We start from the raw sequence: 15,681 nt of genomic DNA, 5'->3' as shown, positions 1-15,681 counted from the left end.
ATCCGCTTCCCACGGGCGCGCCATCCGTTTCGGGGCAGTCTAGTGAGCGGCCTGCCCCGGCTCAACCCGGCAGATCGCCCAGACAGCGCGACATTGCCGCCAGAACCCCCTCCAGATCCGGCCGCGCCGCAATCTCCAGCCGCGCGGGGCGCAGCGCGGCACAAGGCTGCGCCGCGGCATCGGAAATCGCAGCGATCCACAGCGGCGCCCGCGCATCCGCCGCCGCCGCAAACCGCGCCGCCCCGCGCGCCGAAAACACCGGCACCAGCACCGGGCCCGCGCCCTGCAGCAGCGCCGCCGCCTCCGGGCTCAGCGCCGCGCTCTCCTGCCGGTATATGATGGCCTCCTGCGCAGGCAGCCCGGCGGCGGCCAAGGCCTGCGCAAGCGGCAGCGCCGCCTCCGCCCCGCGCGCATGCACGATCCGCCCGGCCGGATGCTGCGCGAGAATGAGCGCGCTGAGGCCCTCGGCCGTTCCCGGCCCCTCGATCGCCACAAACCCTGCCGCCCGCGCGGCCACCGCCGTGCGCGCGCCCACGCAATAGGCCGGCCGGCCATTCCCGGCGAAACGCACCGCCTGCTCCGAGGTAAAGATCAGCACATCCGCTTCGGGCAGCGCCGCGCCGGTGGGCACGATCCGGGTCAGCGGCGCGATCAGCAGCGCAAAATCCGCGCCGAACCTTGCCCGCGCCGCCGCGGCCAGGCGCGCGGCGCCCTCCTCCGGGCGGGTGATCAGCAGCGTCGGGCGGTCGCGCATATCGGCTCGCGGGATTGTCTGGACACGCCCCCGGTGTTACCTGCGAAGGGAAACCCGCGCAACCGGAGCGCCATGAGACCGCTGACCTTCCTCGGCATCGAATCGAGCTGCGACGATACCGCAGCCGCCATCGTGCGGCTGGAGGGGGGCGTCGCGCAGGTGCTGTCCTCCGTGGTGGCCGGGCAGACGGCGCTGCATGCCCCCTTTGGCGGGGTAGTGCCCGAGATCGCTGCCCGCGCCCATGCCGAAAAGCTGGACCACTGCGTGGAGGAGGCGCTGGCCGAGGCCGGGATCGGCCTGCGCGCGCTCGATGGTGTCGCCGTGACCGCAGGGCCGGGGCTCATCGGCGGGGTGATGTCGGGGGTGATGTGCGCCAAGGGCATCGCCGCAGGGGCGGGGCTGCCGCTGGTGGGGGTGAACCATCTGGCGGGCCATGCGCTCACCCCGCAGCTGACCGACGGGCTTTCCTTCCCCTACCTGCTGCTCCTCGTTTCGGGCGGGCACTGCCAGTTCCTGATCGTGCGCGGGCCCGAGGATTTCAGTCGTATCGGCGGCACCATCGACGACGCCCCCGGCGAGGCCTTCGACAAGACCGCAAAACTCCTCGGCCTGCCGCAGCCGGGCGGCCCCTCCGTCGAGCGCGAGGCGCTGGCGGGGGACCCGAATGCGGTGCACTTCCCGCGCCCGCTGCTGGACCGGCCGGGCTGCGACATGTCTTTCTCCGGGCTGAAGACCGCGCTGCTGCGCGCGCGCGATGCCGCCGTGGCGGAGCGCGGCGGGCTCACGCGGCAGGCCCGCGCGGACCTGTGCGCCGGGTTTCAGGCCGCCGTCTGCGACGTGCTGGCGGAAAAATCCCGCCGCGCATTGCGGGAATATATGGCGCTCACGCCTGCGCAGCCCGCCATCGCGGTGGCGGGCGGGGTCGCCGCGAACCGGGCGATCCGGGCGCGGCTCGAGGATGTGGCGGGCGCCGCCGGGGCGCGCTTCGTGGCGCCGCCGCTGCGGCTGTGCACCGATAATGCGGCGATGATCGCCTTCGCCGGGATCCAGCGATTCGCCCTCGGCCATGTGGACGGGATGGCCCTCGGCGCGCGGCCGCGCTGGCCGCTGGACGATACCGCGCCCGCGATGCTCGGCTCCGGCAAGAAGGGGGCCAAGGCATGATCGCGGTTCTGGGCGCGGGGGCCTTCGGCACGGCGCTGGCGATCACGCTGGCGCAGAATGGCGCCGTCAGCCTCTGGGCGCGCGATGCCGGGCATGTGGCCGAAATGCGCCGCAGCCGCCAGAACGCGCGCCGCCTGCCCGGCGCCGCCCTGCCCGGCAATGTGGCGCTAACGGCGGAGCTGCCGCAGGCCGATACCTATCTGCTCGCAATGCCGATGCAGCAGATGGGCGCCTTCCTCGCGCAGCACCGTGCGCTTCTGAACGGGCGGCGGCTGGTGGCCTGCTCCAAGGGCATCGACCTCGCGACCGGACAGGGGCCGGTGGCGCTGATCCGGAGCGCCTGCCCCGAAGCGCTGCCCGCGATCCTGACCGGGCCGAGCTTCGCCGCCGATATCGCCCGCGGCCTGCCCACGGCGCTGACACTGGCCTGCGCGCAGGAGGGGGCGGCCCTGCAGGCGGAGCTCTCGACGCCCACGCTGCGGCTCTATCGCACCACGGATACCACCGGGGCGGAGCTCGGCGGCGCGCTGAAGAACGTGATCGCCATCGCCGCCGGGGTGGTGATCGGCGCCAGCTTGGGCGATTCGGCCCGCGCCGCGCTGATGACGCGCGGCTTTGCCGAAATGACCCGGCTCGCCTGCCGCATGGGCGCCCGGCCCGAAACGCTCGCCGGCCTGTCGGGCTTCGGCGATCTGGTGCTCACCTGCACCTCGGCGCAGTCGCGCAACTTTCGCCATGGCCTCGCGCTCGGCCAGGGCGTGGCCATCGACCCTGCGCTCACCGTCGAGGGCGTGGCCACGGCCGCGGCCGCGGTCCGGCTCGCGCAGGGGCTCGGCCTGGAAATGCCGGTCGCGGCCATGGTCACCGCGCTCTGCGCCCAACGCATCACCGTGGCCGAGGCCACTCAGGCGCTGCTGTCGCGCCCGCTCAAGGAGGAATGACATGTATTTCGCACTGATCTGCCGCGACAAGCCCGGCGCCCTGCAAACCCGGCTCGACAACCGCGACGCCCACCTGGCCTATGCGAAGGCGAGCGGCGTGGTGTTCCTCGCCGGGCCGATGCTGGAGGAAGGCGCCATGGTCGGCTCGCTGGTGATCGTCGAAGGCAGCCGCGAGGTGGCCGAAGATTTCGCCGCAAACGACCCCTATGCCAAGGCCGGCCTGTTCGAGAGCGTCACCATCACCGAATGGAAGCGGGTGATGGGCTGATGGCGAAATGGCTGTTCAAATCCGAGCCCGACGTCTTCTCCTGGGATGACCTTGTCGCGAAGGGCGCGGCGGGCGAACAGTGGGACGGCGTGCGCAACTATCTCGCGCGCAACAACATGCGCGCGATGAAGCTGGGCGATCAGGGCTTCTTCTACCATTCGAACCAGGGCAAGGAGATCGTCGGCATCGCCGAGGTCTGCGCCGAGGCCCACCACGACACCACCACCGAGGACCCCCGCTGGGACTGTGTGGACATCCGCGCCCTGCGCCCGGTGGCGCGCCCGGTGACGCTGGCCGATGTGAAGGCCGCGCCGCGGCTGGCGGAGATGTCTCTGGTGACCTCGATGCGGCTCTCGGTACAGCCGGTGACCGAAGAGGAATGGCGGATTGTCTGCGACATGGCCGGGATCGCGCCCTGAGCGGCAGCGCCCTGTGCCGCGCGCGGCGCAGGGCATCGGGGGCGCGCAGCCTTGGGCTATATGGGCTGCTCTGGCGCCTGCCCCGCGCAAAACCCTGTGGCCAAAATAGTTGGAGGGCCCCGGCACCCCTACCAGGACCCTCCTTCACCCCCATGTGCACACCCACTGCACCACATGGAACCATGAATTCTATCGGGTTCTGGCCATCCTGGCCGGACACCCAATCTCTACCCCGAAGATCGATTCGCCGCAAAGCAAAGATCCGGAAAATATGAAACGATTCCGATCCATTGCTCTTCCCGGCTCCTGCGCTAGCTTGGGGCCATGACCCGCTTCCTGATCGTCGCCCATGGCTCACCCTCGGATCCGGCCCCGCCCGAAGCGGCGCTCGGGGCGCTGGCGCGCGCTGTGGCGGCGCAGCTCGGCGCGCCCGTCTCCGCCGCCACCTTGGCCGCGCCCGGCGCATTGGAGGCGGCTGTGGATGGGCCGGTCATCGTCTATCCGTTCTTCATGGCCGAGGGCTGGTTCACCCGGCGCGAGCTGCCGCGCAGGCTGGGTGGCCGCGCGGCGCGGATCCTGCCGCCCTTCGGGCTGGAGCCCGCCCTGCCCGGGCTGGTGACGCGGATCGTCACGCAGGCCGCCGCGGAGGCCGGGCTCGATCCCGCGCGCGCCGATCTCATCCTCGCCGCGCATGGCTCGCGCAGCCCGGGCCAGGCCAAGGCCACCACCTTCGCCATGGCGGCCCATCTGCGCCGCGCCACCCGGTTCTGGCGGGTGCTGCCCGCCTTCATCGAAGAGCCGCCCTTCATCGCCGATACCGCTGCGCGCAGCCATGGCGGGCTGTGCCTGCCGTTCTTCGCGCTCCGCGCCTCGCATGTGGACCACGACATCCCCGAAGCCCTGCGGCAGGCGGGCTTCGCGGGGCGCCTGCTGCCCGCTGTGGGCGAGCATGACGGGGTTGCCGCCCTGATCGCCAAAAGCCTGCGCGCGCATCTGCCCGATTGACAGATGCGCCGCGCTGCCGCAGCACTTTCCCAAACGGAGGATCCATGCCCGACCCGACCGGACCCGGAACCTGGGAAGCCTATCGCCGCGCGCTGCGGCTCCTCGCAGGCGAGAAAGTCCTTGCGATCGCGCTGGCGGTGGCCGGGGCTGGCGTGGCCGTGGTCCAGCTGGCCGAGCCGGTGATCTTCGGGCGCATGGTGGACCGGCTGGCCGAAGGGGCGGGCGCCTTCGCGCTGATCGGGTTGTGGGCGGCCTTTGGGCTCATCGGCATCGGCTCCAGCGCGGTTCTGGCCATCGCCTCGGACCGGCTCGCGCACCGCGCGCGGATGGCAGCGCTGGCGCGGGCCTTCTCGCAGGCGATCACCCTGCCGATCAGCTATCACGCCCGGGCGGGCACCGGCGCGGTGGTGCGGGCGATCCTGTCGGGCACGGATGCGCTGTTTGCGATCTGGCTCGGCGCCTTGCGCCAGCAGCTCACCGCGCTCATGGGCGTGCTGCTGATGATCCCCACCGCCTTTTCCATGGATGCGCGGATGGCCTCGGTGCTGCTCGCGCTCGGGGCGGCCTATCTCGCCGCCAATATCCTCGTCGTCCACAAGACCGACCGCGGCCAGCGCGCGGTGGAGCAGGTCTCGAACGCGCTCTTCAGCCGGGTGGGCGATGTGCTCGGCAATGTCACCGTGGTCCAGAGCTTCGGCCGCTTCGCCATGGAAATGAACGAAATGCGGGCGCTGGCCTCCTCGCTTCTGGCCGCGCAATATCCGGTGCTGACCTGGTGGGGCCTCCTCACCGTGCTGACCCGCGCGGCCGCCACCCTGACCATGGTGGTGATCTTCGGCGTGGGCGCCATGCTCGCGCAGCAGGGCGAGATCACCGTGGGCGAGATCGTCTCTTTCGGCGCCTTCGCCGGGCTGCTGGTGGGGCAGCTCGACCAGCTCGCCTCCTTCGTCACCAATCTGTTCCGCCAGACGCCGGTGCTGCGCAGCTATTTCGGCCTGCTGGATGCCACCGCGGAAGTGGCCGAGACCCCGGGCGCCACGCCCTTCGCCGCGCCCCCCGCCGGGCATATCCGCTTCGATGCCGTCAGCTACCGCTTCCCCGACAGCGATCAGGGCGTGTTCGATGTGGATGTGGAGATCCAGCCCGGCCAGACGGTGGCCTTCGTCGGCCCGACGGGGGCGGGCAAGACCACCTGCCTTGCGCTGCTGCAGCGGCTGCGCGACCCGGATATGGGCGAAATCCGCATCGACGGGCAGCCGATCACCGGCATCACGCTGCAATCGCTGCGCGACAATATCGCCACCGTGTTTCAGGAGGCGGGGCTGTTCAACCGCTCGATCGCGGAGAACATCCGCGTCGGCAAGCCCGGCGCCAGCATGGCCGAGGTGGAGGAGGCCGCGCGCCTCGCCGAGGCCGATGATTTCATCCGCCGCAAGCCCGGCGGCTATGATTTCGTCATCGGCGAGCGGGGCGCGGCGCTTTCGGGCGGCGAGCGGCAGCGCCTCGCGCTCGCCCGCGCGATCCTGAAGAACGCGCCGATCCTGGTACTGGACGAGGCCACTTCCGCCCTCGACCCGGTCACCGAGGCGCGGATCAAGCGCGCGATCGACACGGTACGCGCCAGCCGCACCACGCTGATCATCGCGCACCGGCTCTCTACCGTGGCGGGTGCCGATCTGATCCTCGTATTCCGTCAGGGCCGGATCGTGGAGCGCGGCACCTTCGCGGAGCTCGCCCATGCGGGCGGGCTGTTCGCGCAGATGGTGGCCGAGGGCGCGATCACCACGCCCAGGGCCGATTAGGCTCACTTCGCGCCGAGGAGCTCCGGCACCGAGAGCAGGATGAACTCGTTATCCGCCGCGCGGCCGATCTCGCGCCCGCCGGAGAAGGGCAGGTTGTTGTCGTTCGCCACCAGAATATGGCTCTCGTCCACCCGGGCCACATCCTCGATGGTGAAGAACGGGAAGGTGAACGGGCCCTCCGCCGGATGCAGGCCGGACAGCGCATTGCCCTCCGGATCGGCGATGTTCATCAGGTCGATATGGCCGATCCGCCTGATGAAGCCCTCGGCATCCACCTGCGCCGTATCGACGAGCACGATGTTCTTCACCTTCGCCGGGTTCGGATAGCAGGCGGCCTTGTCCTGGCCCTCCGCGCAGGCTTTCGCCGCATCGCCCTCGCCATTGTCGCGCTCGATGATCAGGGCGCGGGTGGCGTCGATGAAATTGAAATCGCCGATCGCCTTTGCGCCCTCGGCGAGCCGGAACTTGTAGCTCTTGCCGGTCCAGTCGCCCGCCTTCGTGTCGAAGGTGAGGATGCGCGAGAAGGGCTCCATGCCGCCCTCCGTGAGCAGCGGCTTTTCCAGCAGCGCCCAGAGGAGGCCGGTGCCGGGCTGCAGGCCCATGCCCTCGTAGCCGCCCGAGCGCTGAACCTGATAATCCTTGCCCGGCTGCGCCGGAACCACCGTGCCCGCGGTATCGGGGCCGGTCAGGAGCTTGCCGTCGAGCTTCGTCGGATAGACGGCGAGCACCCGGCCATCCTCGCTCGCGCGGATCAGCCAGGGGCCGAATTCATCGCCGATCCAGATCTCGCCCTCCAGATACTGGATGCTTTCCGGGTCGAAATCGGCGCCGGTCAGGTAACGGCTCTCGGTGCCCTCATAGGCGATGCGGAACGGCACCTTGTGATCCGGGTCGCGCAGGAACACGGTGGCCACGCGGGTGACCTTGCCGGTGGTGAAATCGGGTTTCATCTTGTGGAAGAACAGCATCGCATCGGGGCTGTTCGCCTTGGTGCCAAAGCCGTTATCGGTCAGGGTGAACCAGCTGCCATCGGCGGCGCGGGTCATGGCGAAGCCCGACATCCCCTGCACCGGCTGGCCGAGGAACGGCAGCGAAATGCCGGTCTTGTGTGCGCCGTAATCCTTGCCCACATCGCCTTCGATGCTCATCGGCACCTCGTTGCGGGCCTTTCCGGTGAACTTGCCCGAGACCCAGGCATCGCGCGGCGCATCGGCGGGCGGGGCGAGCATGCTCATCGCGGGCAGCACCGCATGGCCGGCAAGCGTCGCGGGGAAGGTCTGTTCGGCCAGGGCCGGCGCGGCAAAGGCGCAGCCAAGGGTGAGGGCAAGGGAAAGGCGCATAGGGTACTCCTGCTTCGGTTCGCAGGGGTGGTACGGCGCGCGCATGACGTGCAGGTTACAGTTTGGTGCAGGATTTCTGTCAGCTTGCCAACAGGATAAGCATCACCTGCGGGGCCAGGATCCGCAGGCACATGACCAGCGGATAGACCGCCGCATAGCCGATGGCCGCCGCGGCCGAGGGGCTCATGCCGCTGGCGAAAGCGAGCGCCGGGGGATCGGTCATCGAGCCGGCCATCACCCCGCAAAGCGTGAGGTAATTGAACCCGAACAGCAGCCGCGCCGCAAAGCCCACCACCAGGAGCGGGATCAGCGTGATCAGCACGCCCTGCGCCATCCAGACCAGCCCATCGCCATGCACGAGCGTTTCGATGAAGCGCCCGCCCGCCTTGATGCCCACCACCGAGAGGAACAGCACGATCCCGAGCTCGCGCAGCGCCTGGTTCGCCACCGGCGGCATATACCACACCAGCGGCCCCAGATGCCCGATCCGCGCCAGGATCAGCGCCACCACCAGCGGCCCCCCCGCGAGCCCGAGCTTCAGCGGCGCGGGCAGGCCCGGCAGCAGGATCGGCAGCGAGCCGAGCGCCACCCCGAGCGCGATGCCGAACAGCACCGCCGCGAACTGCACCTCCTCGAGCGCATGGCGCTCGTCACCCAGGATCGCGCGCACCGCCTTGAGCCCCTCCGGCGGGCCGATGACGGTGAGCACATCGCCGAATTGCAGCACGCTTTCGGCCTGCGCGGGCAGCTCCACCCCGGCGCGGTCGATGCGCGAGATCGAGACACCATGGCTGTCGGCCAGCGCGAGCGCGCCGAGCCTGCGCCCGAGCAGCTTCTTGCGGGTGACGATGACGCGGCCCCAGGTGAGCGCGGTGCCGCGGGTGGTGAGCGCGGCCTCGACCTCGGCGCCCAGAATGATCTGCATCGCGCGGAGCCGGTCCGCGGGCCCGACGAGATGCAGCACATCGCCGATCTCGGCCAGCGTCTCGCGCCCCGGCACCACCAGCCCGCCCGCCTTGCGCATCCGCGAGGCAACCACGCCCGCATCGAACAGATCGGGCACCGCGCCGAGGCGCAACCCGGCGATATTCGGATTGCGGATCTCCACATTCATCACCGGCAGCGCCGCAGCCCCGGCCCGGCGGGCGGCATCGAAGGCCGCGGCCTCTGCGGGCAGCGAAATCCGCAGGGCCCCGCGCAGCGCCAGCATCGCGATCAGCGTGCCCAGAATGCCGAACGGATAGGCCACCGCATAGCCAAGGCCCGGCAGCGCCAGCACCGCCGGATCCGCCCCCGCGTCCTTCAGCACCTGCGTGACCGCGCCGAGGCCCGGCGTATTCGTCACCGCCCCCGACATCAGCCCAAGGAGCACCGGCAGCGGCGTGCCCGCCACGGCATGCAGCGCCACCGTCACCGCGACGCCCAGCACCACGATCGCGCCCGCGGCCAGGTTCAGCCGCAGCCCGGTGCTCTGCAGGGCCGCGAAGAACCCCGGCCCGACCTGAATGCCGATGGAGAACACGAACAGGATGAGGCCGAATTCGCGGATGAATTCCATCATCGCCGGATCCGGATGCAGGCCCGTGGCCTCGGCCGCATGGCCGACGGCAATGCCTGCAAACAGCACCCCGCCGATCCCGAGGCCAATGCCGCGCCAATGCAGATTGCCGATCAGCAGGCCGAACCCGCCAGCCACCGCCACCGCCAGAACGACCAGCGCCACCTCGGACATGGCCTACCCCCTGAACCGCCTGAGCCAGCCTTGCCGCAGCGCAGCAATGCGTCAAGCGCGAACAGGGTCAGACCGGGCGATCCACGTCCTCTTCGGCCTCTTCGAGTGAAATTCCGAGCGCGATCAGCCCATCCTCGAGGTAATCCGACAGCATCGGGATGCCCATCAGGTAATCTTCGGTGGGCGCGGTGGCCTCGGCGCGGGCAGTGGCGAAGGCCTCGCCGAACTCTTCGGGCTCGAAAGTCTCGCGCCCGATCCACATCACCGCAGTCAGCGCCGCCTGCTCTTCCTCGTTCAGCGCGGCGATGAAGGCGCGCAGCTCCCGCCCTTGCCCGGCATCGGGCATGTCCGCATCGTATTTGCGGGCGCGGATGATGATATGGGCGATCTTCCCGGGGCTGATCGGCAGCTGCATGATATCCTCCGTAACCCGCATATTCTCGCCCCAACGGCGCGGCCGCGCAAGCGGCAAAGGGTCACGTCCGGACCTGCACCAACTTCGGCGCCGGATCCTGCGCGATTTCCTCGAAATCGAAATTATCCAGCCGGTGCGCGCGCTTCCCGGCCTTCTCGGCGGAGATCTTGATCTCCTCGATATCCTTCGCCGCCTGGCCGAAATGGCGGTCCAGATTGGCCACCCGCGCGCCCAGCCGGTCCACGTCCTGGTAGAGCGCGGCCAGCTCCTTGCGGATCGCGCCGGCCTGCTCGCGCATCCGCGCATCCTTCAGCACGGCGCGCATCGTGTTCAGCGTGGCCATGCAGGTGGTGGGCGATACGATCCAGACCTTGGCCGCGAAGCCCTCCCGCACCAGCTCGGGAAAATTCGCATGCAGCTCCGCATAGACCGCCTCGGAGGGCAGGAACATCAGCGCCCCGTCCGCCGTCTCGCCCTCGATCAGGTATTTCTCCGAAATCGCCTTGATATGGCTGCGCACGGCAATGCGCATCATCCGCTGCGCCTCGATCAGCTGGCTCTGGTTCTCCGCGCGGCGCAGGGCCTCATAGGCCTCCAGCGGGAACTTGCTGTCGATCACGATCGGCCCGGGCGGATTGGGGAGGTGGATCAGGCAATCCGCCCGCCGCCCGTTCGAGAGCGTCGCCTGCATCGTGTAGCTGTCTGCGGGCAGCGCCTTGTGCACGATATCGTTCAGCTGGATCTCGCCGAAGGCGCCGCGGGTCTGCTTGTTGGAAAGGATGTCCTGCAGGCCCAGTACATTCCCCGAAAGCTTCTCGATATTGGCCTGAGCCTTGTCGATCACCTGCAGCCGCTGCTGCAGATCGCCCAGAGACCGCGCCGTGCGCACCGCGGAGCCCTGCAGGCTCTCCGTCATCTGCTGGTTCACCTGCGCGAGGCGCTGCTCCATCAGCGCGATCATCTTGGTCTGGCTGACGGCCTGCGCCTCCGACACATGATGCAGCCCGCCCGAAAGCTGCTGCTGGCCGTCCGAGAGCGACTGCACCCGCTGCCCGAGGGCCGCGAGCTGCGCCATGAGCGGCACCGTCGCCTGCGCCGAACGCCCGGCCGCGCGCAGCACCAGCACCAGCAGCAGCACGATCAGCGCCACCACGCCGAGCCCGCCCAGGATTACAGGATCGTTCAGGTCCAGCGTCATCATGTCCGTCCGAAGAGCCGCTCGATATCGGCGAGTTTCAGTTCCACATAGGTCGGGCGGCCGTGGTTGCACTGGCCCGAATGCGGGGTCAGCTCCATTTCGCGCAGGAGCGCGTTCATCTCCTCGACCCGCATCTGCCGCCCCGAGCGCACCGAGCCATGGCAGGCCATCCGGCTCAGCACCGCGTCGATTTTCGCTTTCACCAGCTGGCTGTCGCCCAGATCGGCGAGCTCGTCCAGCACGTCGCGCAGCAGGGCGCCCGCGTTGATTTCGCCCAGTACCGCCGGGGTTTCGCGCACCGCCACCGCGGTGCCGCCGAAAGGCTCGATCGCGAGCCCGAGCCGCGCCAGCGCCTCGGCATGCTCCAGCAGCAGGCCCGCATCCCCCGCCGACAGTTCCACGACCTCCGGGATCAGCAGCGCCTGCGCCGCGACGCCGCGCTCCTCGGTCTGACGCTTCAGCCGCTCATAGACCAGCCGCTCATGCGCCGCATGCTGATCGACGATGACGATGCCGGTCTCGGTCTGGGCGATGATGTAATTCTCGTGCACCTGCGCCCGCGCGGCGCCGAGCGGTGCCGAAGGCGGCACCGGCATCGCGGGCTCCGCGCGCGCGCTCGGGGCTATGGGCGCGGGCGCCTCCCAGCCGCGGGGGGCTTCGTCGAACATCGGCTCCATCAGCGGCGCCTGCGCGGCCCAGGCGCTGCGGATCGCGCCCATGGAGGGGCGGTCCATCTGATAGACCCGCGGCGCCTCCGGCTCCGGGCGGAAGGCGCCCAGCGTCGCCTGCGCCACGGTGGAGGAGGCCCGGTGCCCGGCTTCGGCCAGCGCATGGCGGATCGCGGTGATGATCAGCCCGCGCGGCACGCCCGCCTCGCGAAAGCGCACCTCGGCCTTAGCGGGATGCACATTCACATCCACCCGCTCCGGATCGCAGCTCAGGAACAGCACCGCCGCCGGATGCCGGTCCCGGCTGAGGAAATCCATATAGGCCGCGCGCAGCGCCCCGATCAGCATCTTGTCGCGCACGGGGCGGCCATTGACGAACAGGAACTGCTCCACCGCCGCGCCGCGCGAATAGGTCGGCAGCGCGGCATAGCCGGTGAGCCGGATCCCCTCGCGCTCCGCCTCGATGCGCACCGCATTTTCGGTGAACTCGCGCCCGAGCACGCGCGTGAGCCGCCCCGACAGCGCCCCGAACAGCTCGCCCTGCTCTGCATCCGCGCGGAAAATCTCGCGCGTGCCATCGCTCAGCCGAAAGCTGACATAGGGCTCCGCCATGGCGAGGCGCTTCACCACATCGGCGATGGCCTGCGCCTCGGCCCGGTCCGTGCGCATGAATTTCAGCCGCGCAGGCGTGGCATAGAACAGGTCGCGCAGCTCCACCACCGTGCCGCGGTTCAGCGCGGCCGGGCGCACCGCCCCCAGCTGCCCGCCCGAGACGGTGATCGCCGCGGCCTCGAAGCCTTCGGCGCGGGACGTAATCGTGAGCCGCCCGACCGCGCCCAGCGAGGGCAGCGCCTCGCCGCGGAAGCCGAAGGTGTGGATGTTGAGCAGGTCCGAGCCGTCGATCTTCGACGTGGCATGGCGGCTGAGCGCCAGCGGCAGGTCCTCTGCCGTCATGCCGCAGCCATCGTCGGTGATGCGGATCTGGGTCTTGCCGCCATCGGTATAGGCGATCTCGACCCGGGTGGCGCCCGCATCCAGCGCGTTCTCCACCAGCTCCTTCACCGCCGAGGCCGGGCGCTCCACCACTTCGCCCGCGGCGATGCGGTTCGCCGCGGCCTCGTCCAGCTGCCGGATCACGGGGCGCGAAGTGCCTATGTTGGGGGGCTGTGCATTCATGCTACCAGCTGTAGCACAGCCCTCCCGCAAGCGGAACAGATTCTACTCCAGCCCCACTGGCTTGCCGACCACCACGAAGCGCAGCGCCGCCGGATCCAGCAGCCGCTTCGCCACCCGCGCCACGTCGTCCTTCGTCACCGCTTCCACCTTGGCGTTGCGGGTGTTGATGTAATCCACCCCCATGCCGTTCAGCTGCATGCCCACCAGAATATCGGCGATATTCGCATTGCCATCGAAGCGCAGCGGATAGGCGCCGGTCAGGTAGGTCTTGGCATCCGCCAGTTCCTGATCGGTCACGGCGCCGGTCGCGGCCTTTTCCCATTCTTCCTGCGTGATCTTCACCGCCTCGGCCACCTTGTCGTTGGCGGAGGCGAAGCCGCCCTGCCAGGTGGCCGAGAGGTCCTTCGGCACCAGATAGGTGTAAATGCCATAGGTCAGGCCGCGCTTCTCGCGCACCTCATCCATCAGCCGCGAGGAAAACCCGCCCGCGCCGAGGATCTGATTGAGCACATAGGCTGCGAAGAAATCCGGATCGTCCATCGCGAGGCCCGGCTGCGCGAAGGCGACCATGGATTGCGGCGTGTCGAAGGGCACCACCGTCACCCCGCCGCTCAGCTTCGGCGCCACGGCGGGCGGCATTTCGGCGCCCTTCTCGGGCAGCGCCCCCAGCAGACGATCGAGCAGCGGGCCGAGCTCCTCGGGCGTGATATCGCCCACCGCGGAGACCACCATCCGGTCGCGCGCCATCACCCGGGCCTTGGCGTCGAACATATCCTCGCGGGTGAGCGCCTTCACGCTCTCGGCGGTGCCGTCGAGCGCGGTGCCATAGGGGTGGTCGGGCCAGGCGATCTTGCGCAGCGCCGCCCCGGCGATCGCGCCCGGGTCCTTCTCGTTCGAGGCGATGACCGAGAGCACCTGCCCCCGCACCCGGTCCACCGAGGCCTGATCGAAATGCGGATCGGTCAGCGCGCTGCGCAGCAGATCGACCGCCTTGTCACGGTTCTCGCTGAGCATCCGCGCCGAGACCGCCAGCGTGTCGTCGTCCACGTCGAAGCCGAATTTCGCGGCCAGCGCTTCCTGCGCGGCGGCAAAGCCCTGGCTGTCATAATCGCCCGCGCCTTCCTCCAGCGTGGCGGTCATCAGATTGATCTCGCCGCGCTTTCCGGGCGCATCGAGCGAGGCGCCGCCGCGGAAGCGGATCTCCAGCGCGGTGAAGGGGATGTCATGCGCCTCCACCAGCCAGGCGCGGATCCCGCCGGGCGAGGTCACCTCGCGGATGTCGATGGCATGGGCCGGCAGCGCCAGCACGATCAGCGCGGCAGCGGCACGCAGGATATTGCGGATCATTGCGCGACCTCCTGAGCATTCGGCGCTTCGGGCAGGGCGGGCTCGCCGCCGGCCTTGCCCCGTTCCACATAGCCGGTGACGGCACGGGCGGGGACGAGCAGCTCCTGCGCCGCCGCCATCACATCGGCCTCGCTGACCGACATCAGCACATCGGGCCAGGCCTGCACATCGGCAATGGAAAAGCCCGAGGCCAGCGCCTCGCCATAGCGCTGCGCGAGGCCCTGGGTGTTGTCCTTCTCATAGATCTGTCCGGCGCGGATCTGGGCGCGGATGCGCTCGAACTGCGCCGGATCGATGCCTTCCTTCAGGAATTCGGCCAGCGCCGCATCCAGCGCCTTTTCGGCATCGGGCAGGGATACGTCGGGCGCAGGCATCATCGAAATCCCGAAGGTGGTGCGGTCGATCGACATGCCATCATAGCCCGTGGAGACATAGATCGCGTCGCCCTTGTCGAACACGAGCTTGCGCGAGAGCACCGATGTCTGCGCATTGCCGCCCAGAATCGCCGAAAGCACGGTCAGCGCCGCTGCCTGCTTCTGATCGCCCGGGTTGCGCTCGGGGGCCAGATAGGTGCGGGTGAGATAGGGCTGCGCCACCCGGTCATCGCTGAAATCCAGATGCCGCGCGGCAAGCTGCGGCGGCTCCTGCGGGCGAGCGCGCGGGGGAATGTCCTGCGAGGGCGCGAGCGGCCCGTAATACTGCTCGGCCAGCGCGCGCACCTGATCCGGGGTTACATCGCCCGCCACCACCAGCACCGCGTTATTGGGCGCATAATAGCGGTGGTACCAGGCCAGCGCATCGTCGCGGGTCAGGCCCTCCATCTCCTGGCGCCAGCCGATGATCGGCGTGCCATAGGGGCTGTTGAGGAACTGCGCCGCGCGCATCTGCTCGTTGAAGAGCGCGCCCGGATCGCTGTCGATGCGCTGCGCGCGCTCCTCCAGGATGACGTCGCGCTCGGTGGTCCAGTCGTCGGGCGAGAGCTTCAGATGCCGCATCCGGTCGGCTTCCATCTTCATCACCAGCTCCAGCCGGTCGGCCGCGATGCGCTGGTAATAGGCGGTGTAGTCGTAGGAGGTGAAGGCATTGTCGGAGCCGCCATTGGCCGAAACCGTCTTCGAGAGTTCGCCCGCCGCCATGGTGTCGGTCCCCTTGAACATCAGATGTTCGAGGAAATGGGCGATGCCGGATTTGCCCCGGACCTCATCGGCAGAGCCGGTGCGGTACCAGACCATCTGCACCACGACCGGGGCGCGGTGATCCTCGATCACCACGGCCTCAAGGCCGTTCGGCAGGGTGAAATGGCTCACGGGGTCGGCATGGGCCGCGCCGATGGCGAAAACCGCGAAAACCGCGGCAAGGGATGCGCGCAACATGGGCTCCTCGTAGATGTCGGCGCAGACTTTACGGCGACATTCCGCCAAGGCAACCGCCGATCGGCACAGTGACGCGGAG

The 15,681-nt window shown here is 69.4% G+C and carries 14 protein-coding genes; 6 read left to right on the top strand and 8 right to left on the bottom strand.

Annotated elements, in window-relative coordinates:
* Positions 1–61: 61 nt before the first annotated feature.
* Entirely contained in the window at positions 62–754 is a 693-nt protein-coding gene (locus ACOMG5_RS06530; RefSeq protein ID WP_420342991.1) for a uroporphyrinogen-III synthase, read from the bottom strand.
* Positions 755–826: 72 nt separating this feature from the next.
* On the opposite strand from ACOMG5_RS06530, the gene tsaD reads away from it, so the two are divergent.
* From tsaD to ACOMG5_RS06500, 6 genes are all read left to right on the top strand, one after another.
* A complete protein-coding gene (gene tsaD / locus ACOMG5_RS06525) occupies positions 827–1,918 on the top strand; it encodes a tRNA (adenosine(37)-N6)-threonylcarbamoyltransferase complex transferase subunit TsaD (protein ID WP_420342990.1) in 1,092 nt (363 codons plus the stop codon).
* Entirely contained in the window at positions 1,915–2,859 is a 945-nt protein-coding gene (locus ACOMG5_RS06520) for an NAD(P)H-dependent glycerol-3-phosphate dehydrogenase (protein ID WP_420342989.1), read from the top strand. Before tsaD ends, ACOMG5_RS06520 begins: the two co-directional genes overlap by 4 nt.
* A gap of 1 nt (position 2,860) precedes the next feature.
* Complete coding sequence (locus ACOMG5_RS06515) at positions 2,861–3,127, top strand: YciI family protein (RefSeq protein WP_420342988.1); 267 nt, start codon at positions 2,861–2,863, stop codon at positions 3,125–3,127.
* Entirely contained in the window at positions 3,127–3,546 is a 420-nt protein-coding gene (locus tag ACOMG5_RS06510; RefSeq protein ID WP_420342987.1) for an EVE domain-containing protein, read from the top strand. The genes ACOMG5_RS06515 and ACOMG5_RS06510 overlap by 1 nt, the downstream gene beginning before the upstream one ends.
* Positions 3,547–3,870: 324 nt before the next feature.
* Complete coding sequence (locus ACOMG5_RS06505; RefSeq protein WP_420342986.1) at positions 3,871–4,551, top strand: CbiX/SirB N-terminal domain-containing protein; 681 nt, start codon at positions 3,871–3,873, stop codon at positions 4,549–4,551.
* Between the two features lie 44 nt (positions 4,552–4,595).
* Positions 4,596–6,353, top strand: a complete 1,758-nt coding sequence (locus ACOMG5_RS06500; protein WP_420342985.1) for a glucan ABC transporter ATP-binding protein/ permease — start codon at positions 4,596–4,598, stop codon at positions 6,351–6,353.
* A 2-nt stretch (positions 6,354–6,355) separates the two neighbouring features.
* On the opposite strand, the gene ACOMG5_RS06495 is transcribed toward ACOMG5_RS06500, so the two are convergent.
* From ACOMG5_RS06495 to ACOMG5_RS06465, 7 genes are all read right to left on the bottom strand, one after another.
* Positions 6,356–7,693, bottom strand: a complete 1,338-nt coding sequence (locus tag ACOMG5_RS06495) for an esterase-like activity of phytase family protein (RefSeq protein WP_420342984.1) — start codon at positions 7,691–7,693, stop codon at positions 6,356–6,358.
* A 79-nt stretch (positions 7,694–7,772) separates the two neighbouring features.
* Complete coding sequence (locus tag ACOMG5_RS06490) at positions 7,773–9,425, bottom strand: putative transporter (protein WP_420342983.1); 1,653 nt, start codon at positions 9,423–9,425, stop codon at positions 7,773–7,775.
* Between the two features lie 67 nt (positions 9,426–9,492).
* Complete coding sequence (locus tag ACOMG5_RS06485) at positions 9,493–9,840, bottom strand: DUF3775 domain-containing protein (RefSeq protein WP_420342982.1); 348 nt, start codon at positions 9,838–9,840, stop codon at positions 9,493–9,495.
* A gap of 61 nt (positions 9,841–9,901) precedes the next feature.
* Positions 9,902–11,038, bottom strand: coding sequence for a DNA recombination protein RmuC (locus ACOMG5_RS06480; RefSeq protein ID WP_420342981.1), 1,137 nt, complete (start codon positions 11,036–11,038; stop codon positions 9,902–9,904).
* Positions 11,038–12,882: a DNA mismatch repair endonuclease MutL gene (mutL, locus tag ACOMG5_RS06475; protein ID WP_420342980.1), complete on the bottom strand. Its 1,845-nt coding sequence runs from the start codon at positions 12,880–12,882 to the stop codon at positions 11,038–11,040. The genes ACOMG5_RS06480 and mutL overlap by 1 nt, the downstream gene beginning before the upstream one ends.
* Positions 12,883–12,924: 42 nt before the next feature.
* Positions 12,925–14,229 (bottom strand): M16 family metallopeptidase, encoded by a 1,305-nt coding sequence (locus ACOMG5_RS06470; protein WP_420342979.1) that lies wholly within the window; start codon positions 14,227–14,229, stop codon positions 12,925–12,927.
* Positions 14,226–15,602: a M16 family metallopeptidase gene (locus ACOMG5_RS06465; RefSeq protein ID WP_420342978.1), complete on the bottom strand. Its 1,377-nt coding sequence runs from the start codon at positions 15,600–15,602 to the stop codon at positions 14,226–14,228. The genes ACOMG5_RS06470 and ACOMG5_RS06465 overlap by 4 nt, the downstream gene beginning before the upstream one ends.
* Positions 15,603–15,681 lie beyond the last annotated feature (79 nt).

It is taken from the genome of Paenirhodobacter sp. (assembly GCF_041916475.1).
GTDB lineage: Bacteria > Pseudomonadota > Alphaproteobacteria > Rhodobacterales > Rhodobacteraceae > Rhodobacter.
Note: the sequence above shows the minus strand (reverse complement) of the source record. Positions and strands in the feature narration are given on the sequence as shown.

Coding starts and splice junctions, on each gene's coding strand:
- ACOMG5_RS06495 (WP_420342984.1), bottom strand. CDS start 7,693: ATGCGCCTTTCCCTTGCCCTCACCCTTGGCTGCGCCTTTGCCGCGCCG.
- ACOMG5_RS06510 (WP_420342987.1), top strand. CDS start 3,127: ATGGCGAAATGGCTGTTCAAATCCGAGCCCGACGTCTTCTCCTGGGAT.
- ACOMG5_RS06470 (WP_420342979.1), bottom strand. CDS start 14,229: ATGATCCGCAATATCCTGCGTGCCGCTGCCGCGCTGATCGTGCTGGCG.
- ACOMG5_RS06465 (WP_420342978.1), bottom strand. CDS start 15,602: ATGTTGCGCGCATCCCTTGCCGCGGTTTTCGCGGTTTTCGCCATCGGC.
- ACOMG5_RS06485 (WP_420342982.1), bottom strand. CDS start 9,840: ATGCAGCTGCCGATCAGCCCCGGGAAGATCGCCCATATCATCATCCGC.
- ACOMG5_RS06480 (WP_420342981.1), bottom strand. CDS start 11,038: ATGACGCTGGACCTGAACGATCCTGTAATCCTGGGCGGGCTCGGCGTG.
- ACOMG5_RS06530 (WP_420342991.1), bottom strand. CDS start 754: ATGCGCGACCGCCCGACGCTGCTGATCACCCGCCCGGAGGAGGGCGCC.
- ACOMG5_RS06515 (WP_420342988.1), top strand. CDS start 2,861: ATGTATTTCGCACTGATCTGCCGCGACAAGCCCGGCGCCCTGCAAACC.
- tsaD (WP_420342990.1), top strand. CDS start 827: ATGAGACCGCTGACCTTCCTCGGCATCGAATCGAGCTGCGACGATACC.
- ACOMG5_RS06520 (WP_420342989.1), top strand. CDS start 1,915: ATGATCGCGGTTCTGGGCGCGGGGGCCTTCGGCACGGCGCTGGCGATC.
- ACOMG5_RS06490 (WP_420342983.1), bottom strand. CDS start 9,425: ATGTCCGAGGTGGCGCTGGTCGTTCTGGCGGTGGCGGTGGCTGGCGGG.
- ACOMG5_RS06505 (WP_420342986.1), top strand. CDS start 3,871: ATGACCCGCTTCCTGATCGTCGCCCATGGCTCACCCTCGGATCCGGCC.
- mutL (WP_420342980.1), bottom strand. CDS start 12,882: ATGAATGCACAGCCCCCCAACATAGGCACTTCGCGCCCCGTGATCCGG.
- ACOMG5_RS06500 (WP_420342985.1), top strand. CDS start 4,596: ATGCCCGACCCGACCGGACCCGGAACCTGGGAAGCCTATCGCCGCGCG.